Genomic DNA, 15,112 nt, shown 5'->3' with positions numbered 1-15,112 from the left:
AACGGCTCCCATGACCCAAAACCAACTCGACAAGAAATCCGAAGCCTGGTCGGCCCTGTTCTCCGAACCCATGAGCGACCTCGTGAAGCGCTACACCGCCAGCGTGTTCTTCGACAAGCGTCTGTGGCAGGCCGATATCGAAGGTTCGCTCGCGCATGCCGGCATGCTGGCTGCCCAAGGCATCATCGGCAAGCAGGACCATGCCGAAATCGAGCGTGGGATGGCGCAGATCCGCGCTGAAATCGAATCGGGCGCCTTCGAGTGGAAACTCGACCTCGAAGACGTGCACCTGAACATCGAGGCCCGGCTGACCCAGCTCGTGGGCGACGCCGGCAAGCGCCTGCACACCGGCCGCAGCCGCAACGACCAGGTTGCCACCGACGTGCGCCTGTGGCTGCGCGGCGAAATCGACCTGATTGCCGAATTGCTCGTCGCGCTGCAAGTCTCGCTGGTGGACATCGCCGAAAAGAACGTCGACGTCATCCTGCCCGGCTTCACGCACCTGCAGGTGGCGCAGCCGGTGAGCTTTGGCCATCACATGCTGGCCTACGTGGAAATGTTCAGCCGCGACGCCGAGCGCCTGCAGGACGTGCGCAAGCGCGTCAACCGCCTGCCTCTGGGCGCCGCCGCACTGGCCGGCACCAGCTATCCGCTCGACCGCGAGCTGGTGGCCAAGACCCTGAAGATGGACGGCGTGTGCCAGAACAGCCTGGACGCCGTGAGCGACCGCGACTTCGCCATCGAGTTCACCGCCGCAGCCAGCCTGTGCATGGTGCACGTCAGCCGCATGAGCGAAGAACTCATTCTCTGGATGAGCCAGAACTTCGGCTTCATCCAGATCGCCGACCGCTTCACGACCGGCTCTTCGATCATGCCGCAGAAGAAGAACCCCGACGTGCCCGAGCTGGCGCGCGGCAAGACCGGCCGCGTAGTCGGCCACCTGATGGCGCTCATCACCCTGATGAAGGGCCAGCCGCTGGCCTACAACAAGGACAACCAGGAAGACAAGGAGCCGCTGTTCGACACTGTCGACACGCTGAAGGACACGCTGCGCATCTTTGCCGAGATGATCGGTGGCATCACCGTGAAGCCCGAGGCCATGGAAGCTGCCGCGCTGCGCGGCTACGCCACCGCCACCGACCTGGCCGACTACCTCGTGAAGAAGGGACTGCCCTTCCGCGACGCGCACGAAATCGTGGCCCACGCGGTGAAGGCCGCCACCTCGCACAAGGTCGACCTGGCAGAACTGCCCCTGGCGGTGCTGCAGCAATTCAACCCGAAGATCGAGAAGGACGTGTACGACGTGCTGAGCCTGCGCGGCTCGCTCAATGCGCGCAACATCCTGGGCGGCACCGCGCCGGCGCAGGTCAAGGCGCAGATCGCGCGCCACCGCGCACGGCTTGCCTGACCGTCAAGGCGCCACTTGTTCTACGCCATCCCGCTCGAGAACAAACCGAGCTGGCGCAATCCACCGTGGATGACGGTGCTGCTGATCCTCGTGAACATGATCGTGTTCTGGGGGCCGCAGCGCAGTGAAGAAAAGGCCGACGAACGCGCGGCCCACTATTACGCACAGAGCGTGCTGCCCGAGCTGGAGCTGCCACCCTTCGTCGCGTGGCTCGAGGAAACGCGTTCGCCCCGTGCCAAGGCGGCCCAGCGGCTGCTGGCCCGCAAGCAGACAGGGCCGCTGCTCGACGGCATGCAGCGCGAAAAGACGTTCCTGCAAAAGCTGCGCGCAGATGGCGTGATCACGCCCGCCAACCCACGGTACCCCGAGTGGAAGCGCGACCGGCAGCAATACGAATCGATGAAGCCCACTGCGTTTACCGAACGCTGGGCGCAGGACTACACGAAGGACGCCGAGTTCAAGCCCTGGACGTGGGTGACCGCGGCCTTCCTGCACGGCAGCACCGGGCACCTGCTGGGCAACATGCTGTTCCTCTTCCTGTTCGGCTTCTCGGTCGAACTGGCCCTGGGCCGCGGCACCTACCTGAGCTTCTACATCCTGGGTGCGGTGGGCGCCTCGGTGCTGGCTGACTGGGCCTATGCGGGCAAGGGGAGCTACGGCCTTGGGGCCTCGGGCGCGGTGTCGGCGCTGATGGGCATGTACGCGGTGATGTACCGGCTGCGGCGCATCCGGTTCTTCTACCAGCTGTTCTTCTATTTCAACTACGTCACGGCGCCGGCACTGCTGCTGCTGCCGGCGTGGATTGCCAACGAACTGCTCCAGCACGCGGTGGGCGGCCAGGGCATCGCCTACATGGCGCACCTGGGCGGCCTTCTGGCGGGCGCGGCGCTGATGGCCTGCGCCATGGCGTTGAATCGCGTGAAAACCCCGGAAACCGTGGCCTCGGAACAATCGAATGGCGCCGAGGAGTTCAACGGCCACGTGGCCGCGGCGCGGCGGCTGGGCGCAGCCATGAAATTCGAGGCCGCCGCCGCCGAATGGCGCGCCGCCGCCGCATTGCAACCCGGCGATACCGACACGCTGCGCGCCTGGTTCAACACCGCGCGGCTGCAGCCCGCGAGCGAAGACTTTCACCAGGCCGCGCGACGCATCTTCCGCCTGCCGGCCACCGACCCCGACACGCTGGCCCTGCAGCACGCCAGCTACACCACCTACCTAGACCAGGCCAAGCCCGGCGCGCGCCTGAAGCCCGACGACATGGCCCGGCTTGCGCGCCGCTTCACGCGCGTGCGCCAGTTTGAGGACGCCGACAAGCTGTGCCGCGTGCTGCTGAAAACCGCGCCCGACCATCCGGAACTGGCCGACACGCTGTCGGCCTGCGCCAATGGATTGCTGCATGCCGGCGAGCGCGAGATGGCGAAGGGCTGGCTGCCGCATCTGCTGCGGCTTGCGCCCAACGACATGGTGACGCGCGCCCTCGAGCGCGCCTAGCCCGGCCGAAAATCAGGCCGATGGCCGCAGCAGCCAGCGCACTTCCTGCGTCTGCTCGCTGTCCGGAAAGCGAGATTCGAGCGTCTTCAGAATCGGCTGAGCCATGTCGGCGCGGCCCAGCCCCTGCACCAGCACCCTGGCCGCCAGTTCGTAGGCCTGCGGAATGGCCGCATGTCCGCGAAAGCGCCGGTCGAAGCCCGACAGCAGCGCCAGTGCGGCATGCGCATCGCCGTTGCGCCATTCTGCTTTTGCCAGCGTCATGACGGTGGGCGCGTCGTCCAGCGCAAAGGCCTTGTCCTTCTCGCGGCAGGCCTTGAAGACCTTGAGCGCCTCGGAGGCCAGGTCGCGGCGCAGCAGCAGCGGAATGTAGCGGCGCGCATGGTCGAGCAAGGTAGATGCCTTGTCGGGCATGAGCAGCAGCACGCGGTGATAGCGGCGCTGCGCCGCCAGGTCGTCGGCCGCCGCCACGCGCTGGGCTTCGCAGGCCACGCCCAGCGCGCCGGCCACGTCGCCGTCGGTGACCAGCTGCGCGACTTCGGCATCGGTGCGCTGCGCGGCAATCTGCTCGGGCGTGCGGCGGTCCACGGGCGCGCCGTCGTCCACGCCGCCGCCGGGCAGCAGGTCGATGCCGAAGGCGTCATGGTGCTGGTACATCACATAGCCGAGCAGGCTGGCCATCACCCAGCCGAAGTAGATGAACGCGAAGTTGGCAATCGGCAGCACGATGAGGCCGTCGATCATCGGCAGCACCATGCCAATGGCAATCTGCGCGCCCGCGCTCAACAAGAACAGGAAGAAGCACAGCAGCGCATACGGCCATCCGATGATGCGCATCGCATCCATCACGTGGCCGGGGTTCATGGCCTGGAAAAAGCTGCCCGACTGCACCAGCACGATCACCGCGGCCGGAAAGGTGAACGACACCACGAACACCCCGACGGTACCCAGCACCGGCTCGTACCAGGCCAGCCAGCCGATCAGCGCGCCCTGCACCACCGAAATGGCAAACAGCTTCCACGGCAGGTTGACCCAGTCTTCATTCAGCTCGCGCGGAAAATCTTCCGAACGCCAGATGCCCCTCGAGCCGAGCGCGGTCACCTTGAAGCCATAGCGGCTGGCCGCCAGCACGATGCCCAGTTCGATCACGATCAGCGACAGGCCGGGATGCAGAAAGGGAATGGCCTCGAACAGCAGGCTGCAGAACGCGAGCACCAGGCCGTACATCAGCGGCCTTAGCTGGAACGGAAACGCAAAGAAGCTGTTGAGGCGGTGCCAGAACGGAGGCGGGGGCGGCGGCGAGTCGTTGACGAGCATGGTGGCGGCCCCCGTGCTTACTTGAAGAAGTCGCTCTGGCTCATGGCGCCGCGCCCGCCCATGCGCACCACCGTGACGTCGTCGCTGCGAACCAGCCGCATCTGGCCCAGTTCGCGCTCCAGGCGCTGCGTGAAGCTGCTCTTGAACTGCATGGCCGCCTCGCCCATCTTCAGCACGCTGGTGCCTTCGACGGTGGCGCTCTTGCGGTCGCTGGCCACCTCGATGCTGTCGATGTTGTATTCGTACTCGATGGTGAGGATGCCGCCCATGCCCTCACCCACCACCTCGAACATCTTGAAAGTCTTGCGCACCCCTTCGCAGGCCTGGTCGCGGTCGCTGGTGGTTTCCTGCGTTCGGCCCATCATGACCGTCTTGCTCTGGACCACGGCCTTCTTGCTGAGCTGCTTGCACAGCTTCTCCGCGTCACGCGAGTAGATGGCGTGCGCCTCTTTCTCGTAGTACGTGCGCACCATCGATTCGTCGAGCTTGCGCCCGCCGATGAAGAAGTACCACGCGCCCACGCAGAGCGCGACAACGATCGCAATTTGCTTCATTCCCCGCCCGCACACGCTGGTGCGCTCCGCTCCGATTTTGCGGGGAAGTATACGTTGCCGAATGTTTCCTGAGGCGGCGAACAGTGCCTGAAAGCCGCTCAGACGGCGCGGTAGAAGATGTAGTCGGCCTGGTATTTCACGACCTGCTTCTGGCCCATGTTCGAGGCGCCGCAAGCCGCCGCCGGTGCCACGCCGCCTTGGGTCGACACGCGCTGGATGTAGCTCACGCCCTGCATCGCGCCCGTGCCCATGGCCGGGTTGGCCTTCACCAGCTGGTAGGGAATGTTGCCGGTGCCGGCGGGCGCCACCGCCACCTGGGTGGCCGTGAGCTTGGAGCCGTCCATGCTCTCCCAGGTGGCCGGCGGGCCGTAGTACTTGCCCACCTGCTTGCCGGCCCGGTCCATCAGCCTGGCGTCCGGGCCGACGAAGACCCACTCGTGCTGGCCGGGCATGTTCGCCTTGGCGCGGCATTCGTAGGTGATGTCGCCTGCGCCCACGGTTTCCATGGCCACGGAATGGCCGGCCGGCACCTTCACCGCGTCCGGCAGGCCGGCCTGGGAATACATCGGGGGCTTGGCGCCCATGCCGGAACAGGCGGCAAGGCCCGCGGCAGCTGCGAGGACGGTCAGGGTGCGGATGGTCATGGTCGGTTCCTTTGTCGCCTGAGCGAGAGGTGAATGAAAAGACAAGCCCGTGAAGGCGAGTCCGTGCCTCGGCGCCGAGCGCCCGGACGGTCTCGCATGCTTGTACGCACGCCGGGCGCAAATGGATTGCAGCGGGCGGCGCGACAAAGCCGCCGGCGGCTGACTGCGTCAGAATAGGACGCTCGCGTGCCCGCGCCGGAGATCAGCCTCGAGCCCCGATTGAAAAAACCCCTGACCTGCGTTCCGCCAAGTTTCCGATGCCTTCGATGAAAACCGCGCTGGCCGCGGCCTTGCTGCTCACGGCGGCATTCGCCTCGCACGCCCAGAACCACAATGCCGTGCTGCCCTACGAGTCGCTGGACAGCACCGCGGTCGATACGTCCTCCGAATACCTGGCGGCCAAGGCGCGCTGGCACAACGAGCTCGCGGCCTTTTCCCGCGCCGACCAGCAGCAGTTTCCGGCGCCCGGCGGCGTGGTGTTCGTGGGCAGTTCCTCCGTGCGCATGTGGAAAAGCCTGCTGCAAGACTTTCGCCAGGTGCCCGGCGTCGTCAACCGCGGCTTCGGCGGCTCGACGATGGCCGACTGCAGCCTGTTCGCGCGCGACCTGGTGGTGCGCTACAAGCCGCGGCAGGTGCTGGTGTACGCCGGCGACAACGACCTGGCCGAAGGCCGCACGCCGCTGCAGGTGCTCGAAAGCTTTGCGCGCTTCGTCAACACGGTGCGCGCCGAACTGCCCAACACCCGCATCAGCTTCATCTCCGTCAAGCCGAGCCCCTCGCGTGAGCACCTGATGCCGCTGGTGCGCGAAACCAACAACGTGATTGCGGCCTATCTCAACCGCCTGCCCGACAGCGAATACATCGACGTCTTCACGCCCATGCTCGGCGCTGACGGACGGCCGCGGCCGGAACTGTTCCGCAGCGACAGGCTGCACATGACGGACGAGGGCTACCGGCTCTGGCAGTCGATCATCGCGGCGCGGCTGCCGGGAGCCGTTGCAGCGGCGGCCCCGGTTCCGGCGCCGGCACCAATGCCGGTCCCTGCGACAGCACCTGCGCCTGTCCTGCCCTGACCGCTCTCAGGCCCGCACAGGCTCGGTCGGCACATCGTCCGCCGGCGGCGGCACGTCGGCCCCGCGCGTGAACCGCGCCACCGCGTACATGCCGGCAAAAACCGCCAGCAGCAGCAAACCATCGCCCCACCAGGGCCGCGCGGTCTGGCTGTCGCCGTAGAAGGCCAGCACCAGCAGCACCGCCACCAGGTGCGCGCAGAACACCGGCAGCGAGGCCGAGCCCATGGCCTCGAGCCAGTGCAGGCGCGGAATCTTGCGCATGAACCACGGCCCGAAACGCACCGCCAGGATGCCCAGCGCCACCAGGTTGACGAGGCGCAGCGGCCCCAGCTGCCATTTGTCGAACAGCAGGTTCAGCTCCACGTCGCCGCCAAAGGGCGCCTGGCCGTTGATGCCGTGGTGTCGCCACCAGAAGCCATAAACGGCAATGGCCAGCGCGGGAACCCACAGCCAGGCCGGAAAACGCATCGGCCGAGCATCGGGCAGGTTGCGGCTTGCGCCGATGCACAGCCCCGCGAACCAGAGAAACTGCCACGCATAGCTGTTGAAGGCGCCCATTTCGTGGAACGGCACTGGAATGTGCAGGTAGTGCACTGCCAGCCCGTAGATCCATTCGCTGAGCCCGAACTGGGCCATGGCCCACACGGTCGCGCTCGCGGCCATGACCAGCGCCCACCCGTGGCGCATGGCAAATGCCAGCACCCAGGGGCTCATCAACATGAAGAAGATGTACATCGGCAGGATGTCGAGCAGCGCCGGTTCGTAGACGAGCAGCAGCCCGAAGAGGAATCCGTCGCGCGGCTCCGCAAGGTAGTACGACACCAGGTTTTTCACGGCCGGCTGGTCGATGTGCAGGCCGAGCGCGGCAATGACCGTGAACAGGAACAGCAGGATCGCCGCCTGGCACAGGTACACCTTGAGCACGCGCCGCCAGAAGGCCTGGCGCATCGAGTCGACGCCGCGCACGTAGCCGATGCGGCTGTAGACCAGGCCCGCCACAAACGCCGACAGCAGCACGAAGCCTTCGGCCGCCGAAACGAAGCCGAACGGCTGCCCCAGCGGATCGGTGAGGCGCGTGGGCAAATGGGTGACGGTCATCAGCACGAGCATCAGCCCGCGCAAGGCGTCAATTTCCCAGTAGCGTTTCATCAGTCGGCGGCGAGGTCTTGGTGGCGGTCTGCGCGGCGCACGCACGACATCTCCGATTGTATGAAGACCGCCACGGCATATGACTCCTGGCACTGCCGAACCGCCACTCAAATCGGCTACGCTGCGCGGTGCTTCAAGGTGGAGAAACGAATAAATGAAAAAAACCATTCCAACACTGCTTCTGGCCGGCAGCGCCTTTTTTGCCGGCCCGGTCCATGCCCTCCAGATCACCAGCCTGACACCCCAGGGGGAAGTGGCCCGCGTACGGCAAATCGTCGCCAAGTTCGACCAGGCCGCCGTGAATTTCGGCGATCCCAAGGCGCCCGCACCGCTGGCGGTGAGCTGCACCGACGCCCAGGCCGGCAAGGGCACGGGCCGCTGGACCGATGCCAAGCAGTGGGTGTACGACTTCGAAAACGACCTGCCGCCCGGCGTGCGCTGCACCGTCACGCGGATTTTCACCTTTAAGCCGAGCGGCGGCGGCGAATTGACCGGACCGGAGCGCTATCAATTCAATAGCGGCGGCCCGTTCGTGCGCAATTTCATGCCGGGCAGCTATGGCCGGATCGACGAGCAGCAGATGTTCGTGCTCGAGCTCAACGGCGCGGCCACCGTCGAAAGCGTTCGCCAGAACGTCTGGTGCGCGGCCGAGGGCATTGGCGAGCGCATTCCCGTCAGGCTGCTCGAAGGCGAGCAGCGCGCCGGCCTGCTCAAGGCATTCAGCCGCGAGAAGGAAGCCGCAAAAGACCCGATGCGCTTTATTGCGCTGCAGTGCAACCGCACCCTCACGCCCGGCAGCAAGGTGCAGATCGTCTACGGCAAGGGCGTAGCCACGCCTTCGGGTGTTGCCAACAATGTGGAGCGCCGCCTGAGCTTCCAGGTGCGCGAGCCGTTCGCGGTCTCGTTCACCTGCGAGCGCGAGAACGCGCAGGCCGCCTGCCTGCCGCTGCGGCCGATGCAACTGCAGTTCAATGCGCCGGTCACGCGCAAGATGGCCTCGCAGATCCAGCTCAAGGGCGGCGGAAAGTCGATTGCCGCCACGCTCGAGAACGACGGCGGCACGCCCAGCGAAGACGACGTGGTCAGCTCTGCGAGCTTTGGCCCGCCGCTCGCCGAAGACACCAAGTTCACCGTCGAGCTGCCCGCCAAGTTCGAGGACGCCTCGGGCCGGCCACTGGCTTCGCCCGGCAGCTTTCCGCTGAACGTGGCGACCGGCGCCATGCCGCCGCTGACCAAGTTTGCCGCCTCGCCTTTCGGCGTGGTCGAGCGGCTGGCCGAGCCCGGCACGCCGGCCATGATGCCGGTGACCGTGCGGCGCGTGGAACCCGCGCTCATGGTGCAGGCGCTCACGCCCGGCAAGGTGAGCGACATGAACCCCAAGACCGACGCCGAGATCATTGCGTGGTTCCGCAAGGTGCGCCGCTACGACAACTACACCGTTTCGCGAGAGCAGGCGCGCAAGGACATCAAGGGCGCGCTGCCGCCGGTCATCGACAAGGACGACCGCACCAGCCTGCAGACCCGCATGCTGTCCCTTCTGGCCGGCCAGCCGGGCGTGAAGGCGCTCGACATGCCCAAGGCCGAGAGCGGCGATCCGCGTCCGTTCGAAGTCATCGGCATTCCGCTGACGCCGGGCTTCCACGTGCTCGAGATTGCGTCGCAGAAGCTCGGCGACGCGCTGCTCGACGAGCGCTACGGCGCAAGCCGCACCATGTATGTGCGCACCACCGCGCTGGCCACCAACCTGGCCGTGCATTTCAAGCTCGGCCGTGAAAACTCGATGGCCTGGGTCACCACGCTCGACAAGGGCAAGGTGGTGCCGAACGCCGAAGTGCGCGTGTCCGACTGCCGCGGTGTGGCCGTCGCGTCGGGCAAGACCGACGCCAACGGCGTCGTCAACCTGCCGGGCGTCGCGCCCGAGGCGCCCAACTGCAGCGGCCCGGACGACTACAACGCGGGCGCATGGTTCGTCAGCGCGCGCGCCAAGGACGACAAGGGCATCGAAGACCTGGCTTTCACCTGGAGCGACTGGCAGCGCGGCATCGAGCCCTGGCGCTTCAACGTGCCCACGAGCCTGCAGGCCGAGCCTGACCGCGTGGCCCACACCATTTTCGACCGCACGCTGCTGCGCGCCGGCGAAACGGTGTCGATGAAGCACCTGATCCGCACCCAGACCAGCAAGGGCTTCGGCCTGCCCGAAAAGCGGCCCGACACGCTGGTGGTGACCCACACCGGCAGTGGCCAGCGCTTTACCCAGCCGCTGGCATGGCGCAAGACGCCGACCGGCGGCCTGAGCGCCGAAAACACATTCCCCGTTCCGCCGGCCGCCAAGCTCGGCGTGTACGAAGTCATGCTGCGCAACGGCGACGGCGACTCCGAAGGCGAAGGGGAAGACGGCGACTACAACCGCAGCTTCTCCACCGGCCAGTTCCGCGTCGAGGAATTCCGCCTGCCGGTGCTCGAAGGCCGCATCACGCCCGCCGACAAGAAGCCGCTGGTGAGCGTCGTCTCGGTGCCGGCCGACGTGCAGATCAACTACGTGGCCGGTGGCGGCGCCGCCAACCTGCCGGTGCGCGTGTCGGCCATGGTGCGCGGCAAGAGCCTGAGCTTTGCCGACCATGACGCCTTCAGCTTCAGTCCGCCGCGCGTGCAGGCCGACGGTTCGCAGGCGGCCACGCCCGCCGCCGATGCCGCAGGCGGCGAGGAAGACATCAACAGCGCCAGCGACACCCGCGTGATCGCCGACAAGCTGCCGCTCACGCTCAACAAGGATGGCGCCGGCAAGGTCACCATCGACAAGGTGCCCAAGGCCCGGGCCGCGCGCGAGCTGCTGCTCGAAGCCACCTACGCCGACCCGAACGGCGAGGTGCAGACCATCCGCAGCACGCAAACGCTGTGGCCGGCCTCCGTGATTGCCGGCATCAAGACCGAAGGCTGGGTCTCCACCAGCCAGAAGCTCAAGTACCAGGCCCTTGCGCTCGATCTTTCGGGCAAGCCGCAGGCGGGCGTCACGCTCAACGTGCGCGCCGTGGCGCGCATCACAACCACCAGCCGCAAGCGCATGGTGGGCGGCTTCTACACCTACGACAACAAGACCGAGACCAAGGACATCGGCACGGTCTGCAGCGGCAAGAGCGACGCACGCGGCCTGCTGCTGTGCGAATCCGAACTGAAGGAAGCCGGCGAAGTCGAACTGGTGGCCAGTGCCACCGACAGCGAAGGCCGCGACAGCCGCGCCGCCAGCTCGGTGTACGTGACCAAGCAGGGCGAACTCTGGTTCGGCGGCGAAGACAACGACCGCATCGACGTGCTGCCCGAAAAGAAGAGCTACCAGCCCGGCGAGATCGCCAAGTTCCAGGTGCGCAGCCCGTTCCGCTTTGCCACCGCGCTGGTGTCCGTTGAACGCGAAGGCATCATCGAAACGCACGTGGTGCAGCTCAACGGCAAGGACCCGACCGTGAGCCTGGAGGTCAAGCCCGAGTGGGGGCCGAACGCTTATGTGAGCGTGCTCGCCCTGCGCGGCCGCCTGCGCGAAGTGCCGTGGTACAGCTTCTTCACCTGGGGCTTCAAGGCACCGCGCGAGTGGTGGACGGCCTTCTGGTACGAAGGCAAGGAATACGTCGCGCCCACCGCCATGGTCGACCTGAGCAAGCCCGCCTATCGCCTGGGCATGGCAGAGATCCGTGTCGGCACGCGCGCGCACCAGATCGACGTGACCGTGACCAGCGACAAGCCCAGCTACCCGGTGCGCAGCAAGGCGCAGATCACCATTTCCGCCAAGCTGCCCGACGGCAAGCCCGCGGCCGGTGCCGAAGTAGCCCTGGCCGCGGTCGACCAGGCGTTGCTGGAGCTCATGCCCAACGACAGCTGGAACCTGCTCAACGCCATGCTGCAGCGGCGCAGCTGGGGCGTCTCCACCTCCACCGCGCAGATGGAAATCGTCGGCCGGCGCCACTACGGGCGCAAGGCCGTGCCCGCGGGCGGCGGCGGCGGCAAGGGCCAGACGCGCGAACTGCTCGACACGCTCTTGCTGTGGAACCCGAAGGTGGTGCTCGACGCCAACGGCCAGGCCGTGGTGACGGTGCCGCTCAACGACGCGCTCACCACCTTCAAGATCGTGGCGGTGGCCGATGCGGGCACCAGCCTCTTCGGCACCGGCCAGGCCAGCATCCAGGCCACGCAAGACCTGCAGATCATCAGCGGCCTGCCGCCGCTGGTGCGCGAGGACGACCAGTTCCGCGCCCAGATCACGCTGCGCAACACCACGCAGAAGCCGATGAAGGTGGAAGCCACGCCGCGCGCCACGCTGCTCACGCTGGAGACGCAGACGGTGGAAATCCCGCCCGGCGAGGCGCGTGAAGTTGCATGGACAGTGACCGCACCCGCGCAGCTCGCGCAGACGCGTGCCGAGGCCATCCTGTGGGAGATCGAAGCCAAGGACACCATCGGTGGCGCACGCGACGCGCTCAAGGTGCGCCAGCGCATCGTGCCTTCGGTGCCGCTCACGGTGCAGCAGGCCACGCTGGTGCAGCTCGACGGACCCTTCACCATCGACGTGGCGCCGCCGGCCGATGCCCTGCCCGGCCGCGGCGGCCTCAAGCTCGCCTTGCAGCCCAAGCTTGCCGAAGGCCTGCCGAGCGTGCGCGACTGGTTTGCGAACTACCCGTTCATCTGCCTCGAACAGAAGACCAGCAAATCGGTCGGCCTGCGCGACGCGAAGATGTGGCAAGGTGTGCTGGCCCAGCTGCCAACCTACCTGGACAGCGACGGGCTGGCCAACTACTTTCCACCGCGCGACGGTGAGGCCAACCGCGGCAGCGACATCCTTACCTCGTACCTGCTGGCCGCAACGCACGAAGCCGCCATGCTGAACCCGGCCTTCGCGCTGGCGGACGACGTGCGCGGGCCTATGGAGTCGGGCCTCATCGCCTTTGTCGAAGGCCGCATCCAGCGCGAGTTCTGGAGCCCCCGCAAGGACCTGGACGTGCGCAAGCTCGCCGCGCTCGAAGCGCTATCGCGCTACGGCAGCGCCAAGGCCGGCATGCTCGGCAGCATCACCATTGCGCCGAACCAGTGGCCCACCAGCGCGGTGATCGACTGGCTCAACATCCTCAAGCGCATACCCGACGTGCCGCAGCGCCAACAGCGGCTGGACGAGGCCAACAACGTACTGAAGGCGCGCCTTTCGTACCAGGGCACCAAGCTCGTCTTCAGCACCGAGCGTGACGACTACTGGTGGTGGCTCATGACCAACGGCGACGTCAACACCGCGCGGCTGCTGCTCAGCGTGATGGACGACCCGGCGTGGAAGGACGACATCGGCAAGCTCGCCAACGGCTTCATCGGCCGCCAGCAGAACGGCGCCTGGCACACCACCACCGCCAACCTGTGGGGCGGGCTCGCGCTCGAGAAGTTCTCCAAGGTGTTCGAAAGCACGCCGGTGGCCGGCGTCACCGCAGCCACGCTCGGCGCAGCCAAGGCGCAGGTCGACTGGAGCAAGGTTGATCGCGTGAAGACCACCGACGCGGCCGGCGCACCCCACCAGGGCACTTTCTTCGGCGCGCCCGCCTCGCCGGGCAACCTGAAGAACAACACCATGTTCCTTCCGTGGGCGGCATCGCCATCGGGCGCGCCGGTGCGCGACACGCTGCTGGTCATGCAGCAAGGCACCGGCAAGCCGTGGCTCACGATGCAGTCGATTGCCGCCGTGCAATTGAAGGCGCCGTTCGCCGCCGGCTACGCGCTGAAGAAGACCATCACGCCGGTCGAACAGGCCACCGCCGGCAAGTACACGCGCGGCGACGTACTGCGCGTGAGCATCGAGGTGAACGCCAGCGCCGACATGACCTGGGTGGTGATCAGCGACCCCATTCCCGGCGGCGCCACCATCCTGGGCAGCGGCCTTGGCCGCGACTCGCAGATTGCCACGCAGGGCGAAAAGAAGTCGGGCGCGGGCTGGCCGGCATTCGAGGAGCGCAGCTTCGAAGCCTTCCGCAGCTACTACGAATACCTGCCCAAGGGCGTCGTGAAGATGGAATACACCGTGCGCCTCAACAACGTGGGCGACTTCGCGTTGCCGCCGAGCCGCGTCGAGGCGATGTATGCGCCGGAGATGTTCGGCGAGACGCCGAATGCGCGGGTAAAGGTGGAGGCGGCGAAGTAAGGCGAACCAAGGCGCAGCGAGGCCTGCTTTTCTAGGCAGGGCCCTCTGCCGCAAGCGCCGCTTCGTACACGGCCAGGTCCGCCTCCGAGAAGCAGCAGAACGTGACCTCCTGAACGCTGGCACTCTCGGCCAGTGCCGACCGGACCGTGGCCACAGCGATGGGCGCCGCGAGTTCGACCGGATAGCCGTAGATGCCCGTGCTGATCGATGGAAACGCGATGGTGCGGACGCCGTGCCGCCCGGCGATTTCCATCGACTTTCGATAGCACGATGCAAGCAGCTCCGGCTCATCGTTCGAGCCTCCGCGCCAGACCGGCCCCACGGTGTGGATGATGAACCGCGCCGGCAGCCGGTAGCCCTTGGTCAGCTTGGCGTCGCCCGTCTTGCAGCCAGACAGCAGGCGGCACTCATGCAAAAGCTCGGGCCCTGCGGCGCGGTGGATGGCACCGTCGACACCGCCTCCGCCGAGCAGCGATGAATTGGCCGCATTGACGATGGCATCGACCTGCAGCTTGGTGATGTCGCCGCGTACGGCGCGAAGCGCGTTCTGCATGGTCCTGGGCGGAGTCTTTACCTATAGAACGCCTCGACCCTGCCCTTCAGCTTGATGAGCAGAGGCTTCCCCTTGCGGTCCACCGTCTTGCCGGCGGGCACCTTGATCCAGCCTTCGCTGATGCAGTATTCCTCGACGTCCAGGCGCTCCTTGTCGTTGAAGCGGATGCCGATGTCGTGCTCGAAAACGGCCGCCACGTGGTGCGGGCTGCGCGGGTCGGTGGACAGGTGGTCGGGAAGAGGCGGAAGGGAATTGGCTTCGGTCATGGAATAAACGGCTATCTAACTGAAAAACTGAACCGCGCAGCTTAACGCCGCTTCTTTGTCGCCTTGGCGGGCGCCTTGGGCGCAAACCCGAGTGAGGCGCGCGCGAGCGCATCGGCCTCGTGGTTGCGGTGCCGCGGCACCCAGCGCAGGCTCGCTTCCTCGAAAGAGCCGAGCAGCGCGCGGGCGTCTTCGAAGAGGCCTGCCATGCGCGCGATCGGCTTGGCCTCGGACCCGCCGAGCTGCTCGACGAGGATGCTGTTGTCGGTATAGGCCAGCACCGCGGTCGCGCCCCTGGCCTTCAGCTCCTCGAGTGCGAGGGTCAGCGCCCTCAGTTCGGCTTCGTTGTTGCAGCCAACGGCATGGCTGGCCGCCGACAGGGTATGGCGGGTGCCGTCGGGCTCGGTGATGACCGCGCCGGCGCCCATGCGGCCGGGGTTCGGCATGGCGCTGCCGTCGCAGTACACGGTCCAGGGGCGAAGTTGCATCGGCCGCGGCGG

11 protein-coding genes are annotated in these 15,112 nt (G+C 66.8%); 4 read left to right on the top strand and 7 right to left on the bottom strand.

Annotated elements, in window-relative coordinates; genetic code table 11:
- Positions 1-10 precede the first annotated feature (10 nt).
- Both argH and GOQ09_RS06980 read left to right on the top strand, forming a co-directional pair.
- Positions 11-1,408: an argininosuccinate lyase gene (gene argH, locus GOQ09_RS06985; protein WP_157612778.1), complete on the top strand. Its 1,398-nt coding sequence runs from the start codon at positions 11-13 to the stop codon at positions 1,406-1,408.
- A 15-nt stretch (positions 1,409-1,423) separates the two neighbouring features.
- Entirely contained in the window at positions 1,424-2,899 is a 1,476-nt protein-coding gene (locus tag GOQ09_RS06980; protein WP_157612777.1) for a rhomboid family intramembrane serine protease, read from the top strand.
- Between the two features lie 12 nt (positions 2,900-2,911).
- Here GOQ09_RS06980 and GOQ09_RS06975 read toward each other — a convergent pair whose 3' ends face one another.
- The 3 genes from GOQ09_RS06975 to GOQ09_RS06965 all read right to left on the bottom strand — a co-directional run bounded on the left by GOQ09_RS06975 (position 2,912) and on the right by GOQ09_RS06965 (position 5,411).
- On the bottom strand, positions 2,912-4,213 hold the full coding sequence (locus GOQ09_RS06975; protein ID WP_157612776.1) for a tetratricopeptide repeat protein: 1,302 nt from the start codon (positions 4,211-4,213) through the stop codon (positions 2,912-2,914).
- Positions 4,214-4,230: 17 nt separating this feature from the next.
- A complete protein-coding gene (locus tag GOQ09_RS06970) occupies positions 4,231-4,767 on the bottom strand; it encodes a hypothetical protein (protein WP_157612775.1) in 537 nt (178 codons plus the stop codon).
- A 98-nt stretch (positions 4,768-4,865) separates the two neighbouring features.
- Positions 4,866-5,411, bottom strand: coding sequence for a DUF3455 domain-containing protein (locus GOQ09_RS06965; RefSeq protein WP_157612774.1), 546 nt, complete (start codon positions 5,409-5,411; stop codon positions 4,866-4,868).
- A 266-nt stretch (positions 5,412-5,677) separates the two neighbouring features.
- On the opposite strand from GOQ09_RS06965, the gene GOQ09_RS06960 reads away from it, so the two are divergent.
- Positions 5,678-6,484: an SGNH/GDSL hydrolase family protein gene (locus tag GOQ09_RS06960; protein WP_157616612.1), complete on the top strand. Its 807-nt coding sequence runs from the start codon at positions 5,678-5,680 to the stop codon at positions 6,482-6,484.
- A gap of 6 nt (positions 6,485-6,490) precedes the next feature.
- On the opposite strand, the gene opgC is transcribed toward GOQ09_RS06960, so the two are convergent.
- Complete coding sequence (gene opgC / locus GOQ09_RS06955; RefSeq protein WP_157612773.1) at positions 6,491-7,633, bottom strand: OpgC domain-containing protein; 1,143 nt, start codon at positions 7,631-7,633, stop codon at positions 6,491-6,493.
- A gap of 154 nt (positions 7,634-7,787) precedes the next feature.
- Between opgC and GOQ09_RS06950 the strand changes: the two genes are divergently transcribed.
- On the top strand, positions 7,788-13,796 hold the full coding sequence (locus GOQ09_RS06950; RefSeq protein ID WP_157612772.1) for an alpha-2-macroglobulin family protein: 6,009 nt from the start codon (positions 7,788-7,790) through the stop codon (positions 13,794-13,796).
- 31 nt (positions 13,797-13,827) lie between these two features.
- On the opposite strand, the gene GOQ09_RS06945 is transcribed toward GOQ09_RS06950, so the two are convergent.
- Genes GOQ09_RS06945 through GOQ09_RS06935 form a run of 3 tightly spaced genes read right to left on the bottom strand, consistent with a single transcriptional unit; the run spans position 13,828 to position 15,100 of the window.
- Complete coding sequence (locus GOQ09_RS06945) at positions 13,828-14,349, bottom strand: O-acetyl-ADP-ribose deacetylase (protein ID WP_157612771.1); 522 nt, start codon at positions 14,347-14,349, stop codon at positions 13,828-13,830.
- A gap of 17 nt (positions 14,350-14,366) precedes the next feature.
- The gene (locus GOQ09_RS06940; RefSeq protein ID WP_021006088.1) at positions 14,367-14,615 is read right to left on the bottom strand and encodes a DUF3297 family protein; all 249 of its coding nucleotides are present in this window, start codon (positions 14,613-14,615) and stop codon (positions 14,367-14,369) included.
- A 41-nt stretch (positions 14,616-14,656) separates the two neighbouring features.
- A complete protein-coding gene (locus GOQ09_RS06935) occupies positions 14,657-15,100 on the bottom strand; it encodes a ribonuclease HI family protein (protein WP_157612770.1) in 444 nt (147 codons plus the stop codon).
- Between the last annotated feature and the right edge of the window lie 12 nt (positions 15,101-15,112).

The organism is Variovorax paradoxus, assembly GCF_009755665.1.
GTDB lineage: Bacteria > Pseudomonadota > Gammaproteobacteria > Burkholderiales > Burkholderiaceae_C > Variovorax > Variovorax paradoxus_G.
This window is presented reverse-complemented; position numbering and strand designations above follow the sequence as displayed.

What these genes read in the sequence shown, in the direction of transcription:
- argH (WP_157612778.1), top strand. Translation starts at nt 11, where the DNA reads ATGACCCAAAACCAACTCGACAAGAAATCCGAAGCCTGGTCGGCCCTG.
- GOQ09_RS06975 (WP_157612776.1), bottom strand. Translation starts at nt 4,213, where the DNA reads ATGCTCGTCAACGACTCGCCGCCGCCCCCGCCTCCGTTCTGGCACCGC.
- GOQ09_RS06970 (WP_157612775.1), bottom strand. Translation starts at nt 4,767, where the DNA reads ATGAAGCAAATTGCGATCGTTGTCGCGCTCTGCGTGGGCGCGTGGTAC.
- GOQ09_RS06965 (WP_157612774.1), bottom strand. Translation starts at nt 5,411, where the DNA reads ATGACCATCCGCACCCTGACCGTCCTCGCAGCTGCCGCGGGCCTTGCC.
- GOQ09_RS06960 (WP_157616612.1), top strand. Translation starts at nt 5,678, where the DNA reads ATGAAAACCGCGCTGGCCGCGGCCTTGCTGCTCACGGCGGCATTCGCC.
- opgC (WP_157612773.1), bottom strand. Translation starts at nt 7,633, where the DNA reads ATGAAACGCTACTGGGAAATTGACGCCTTGCGCGGGCTGATGCTCGTG.
- GOQ09_RS06950 (WP_157612772.1), top strand. Translation starts at nt 7,788, where the DNA reads ATGAAAAAAACCATTCCAACACTGCTTCTGGCCGGCAGCGCCTTTTTT.
- GOQ09_RS06945 (WP_157612771.1), bottom strand. Translation starts at nt 14,349, where the DNA reads ATGCAGAACGCGCTTCGCGCCGTACGCGGCGACATCACCAAGCTGCAG.
- GOQ09_RS06940 (WP_021006088.1), bottom strand. Translation starts at nt 14,615, where the DNA reads ATGACCGAAGCCAATTCCCTTCCGCCTCTTCCCGACCACCTGTCCACC.
- GOQ09_RS06935 (WP_157612770.1), bottom strand. Translation starts at nt 15,100, where the DNA reads ATGCAACTTCGCCCCTGGACCGTGTACTGCGACGGCAGCGCCATGCCG.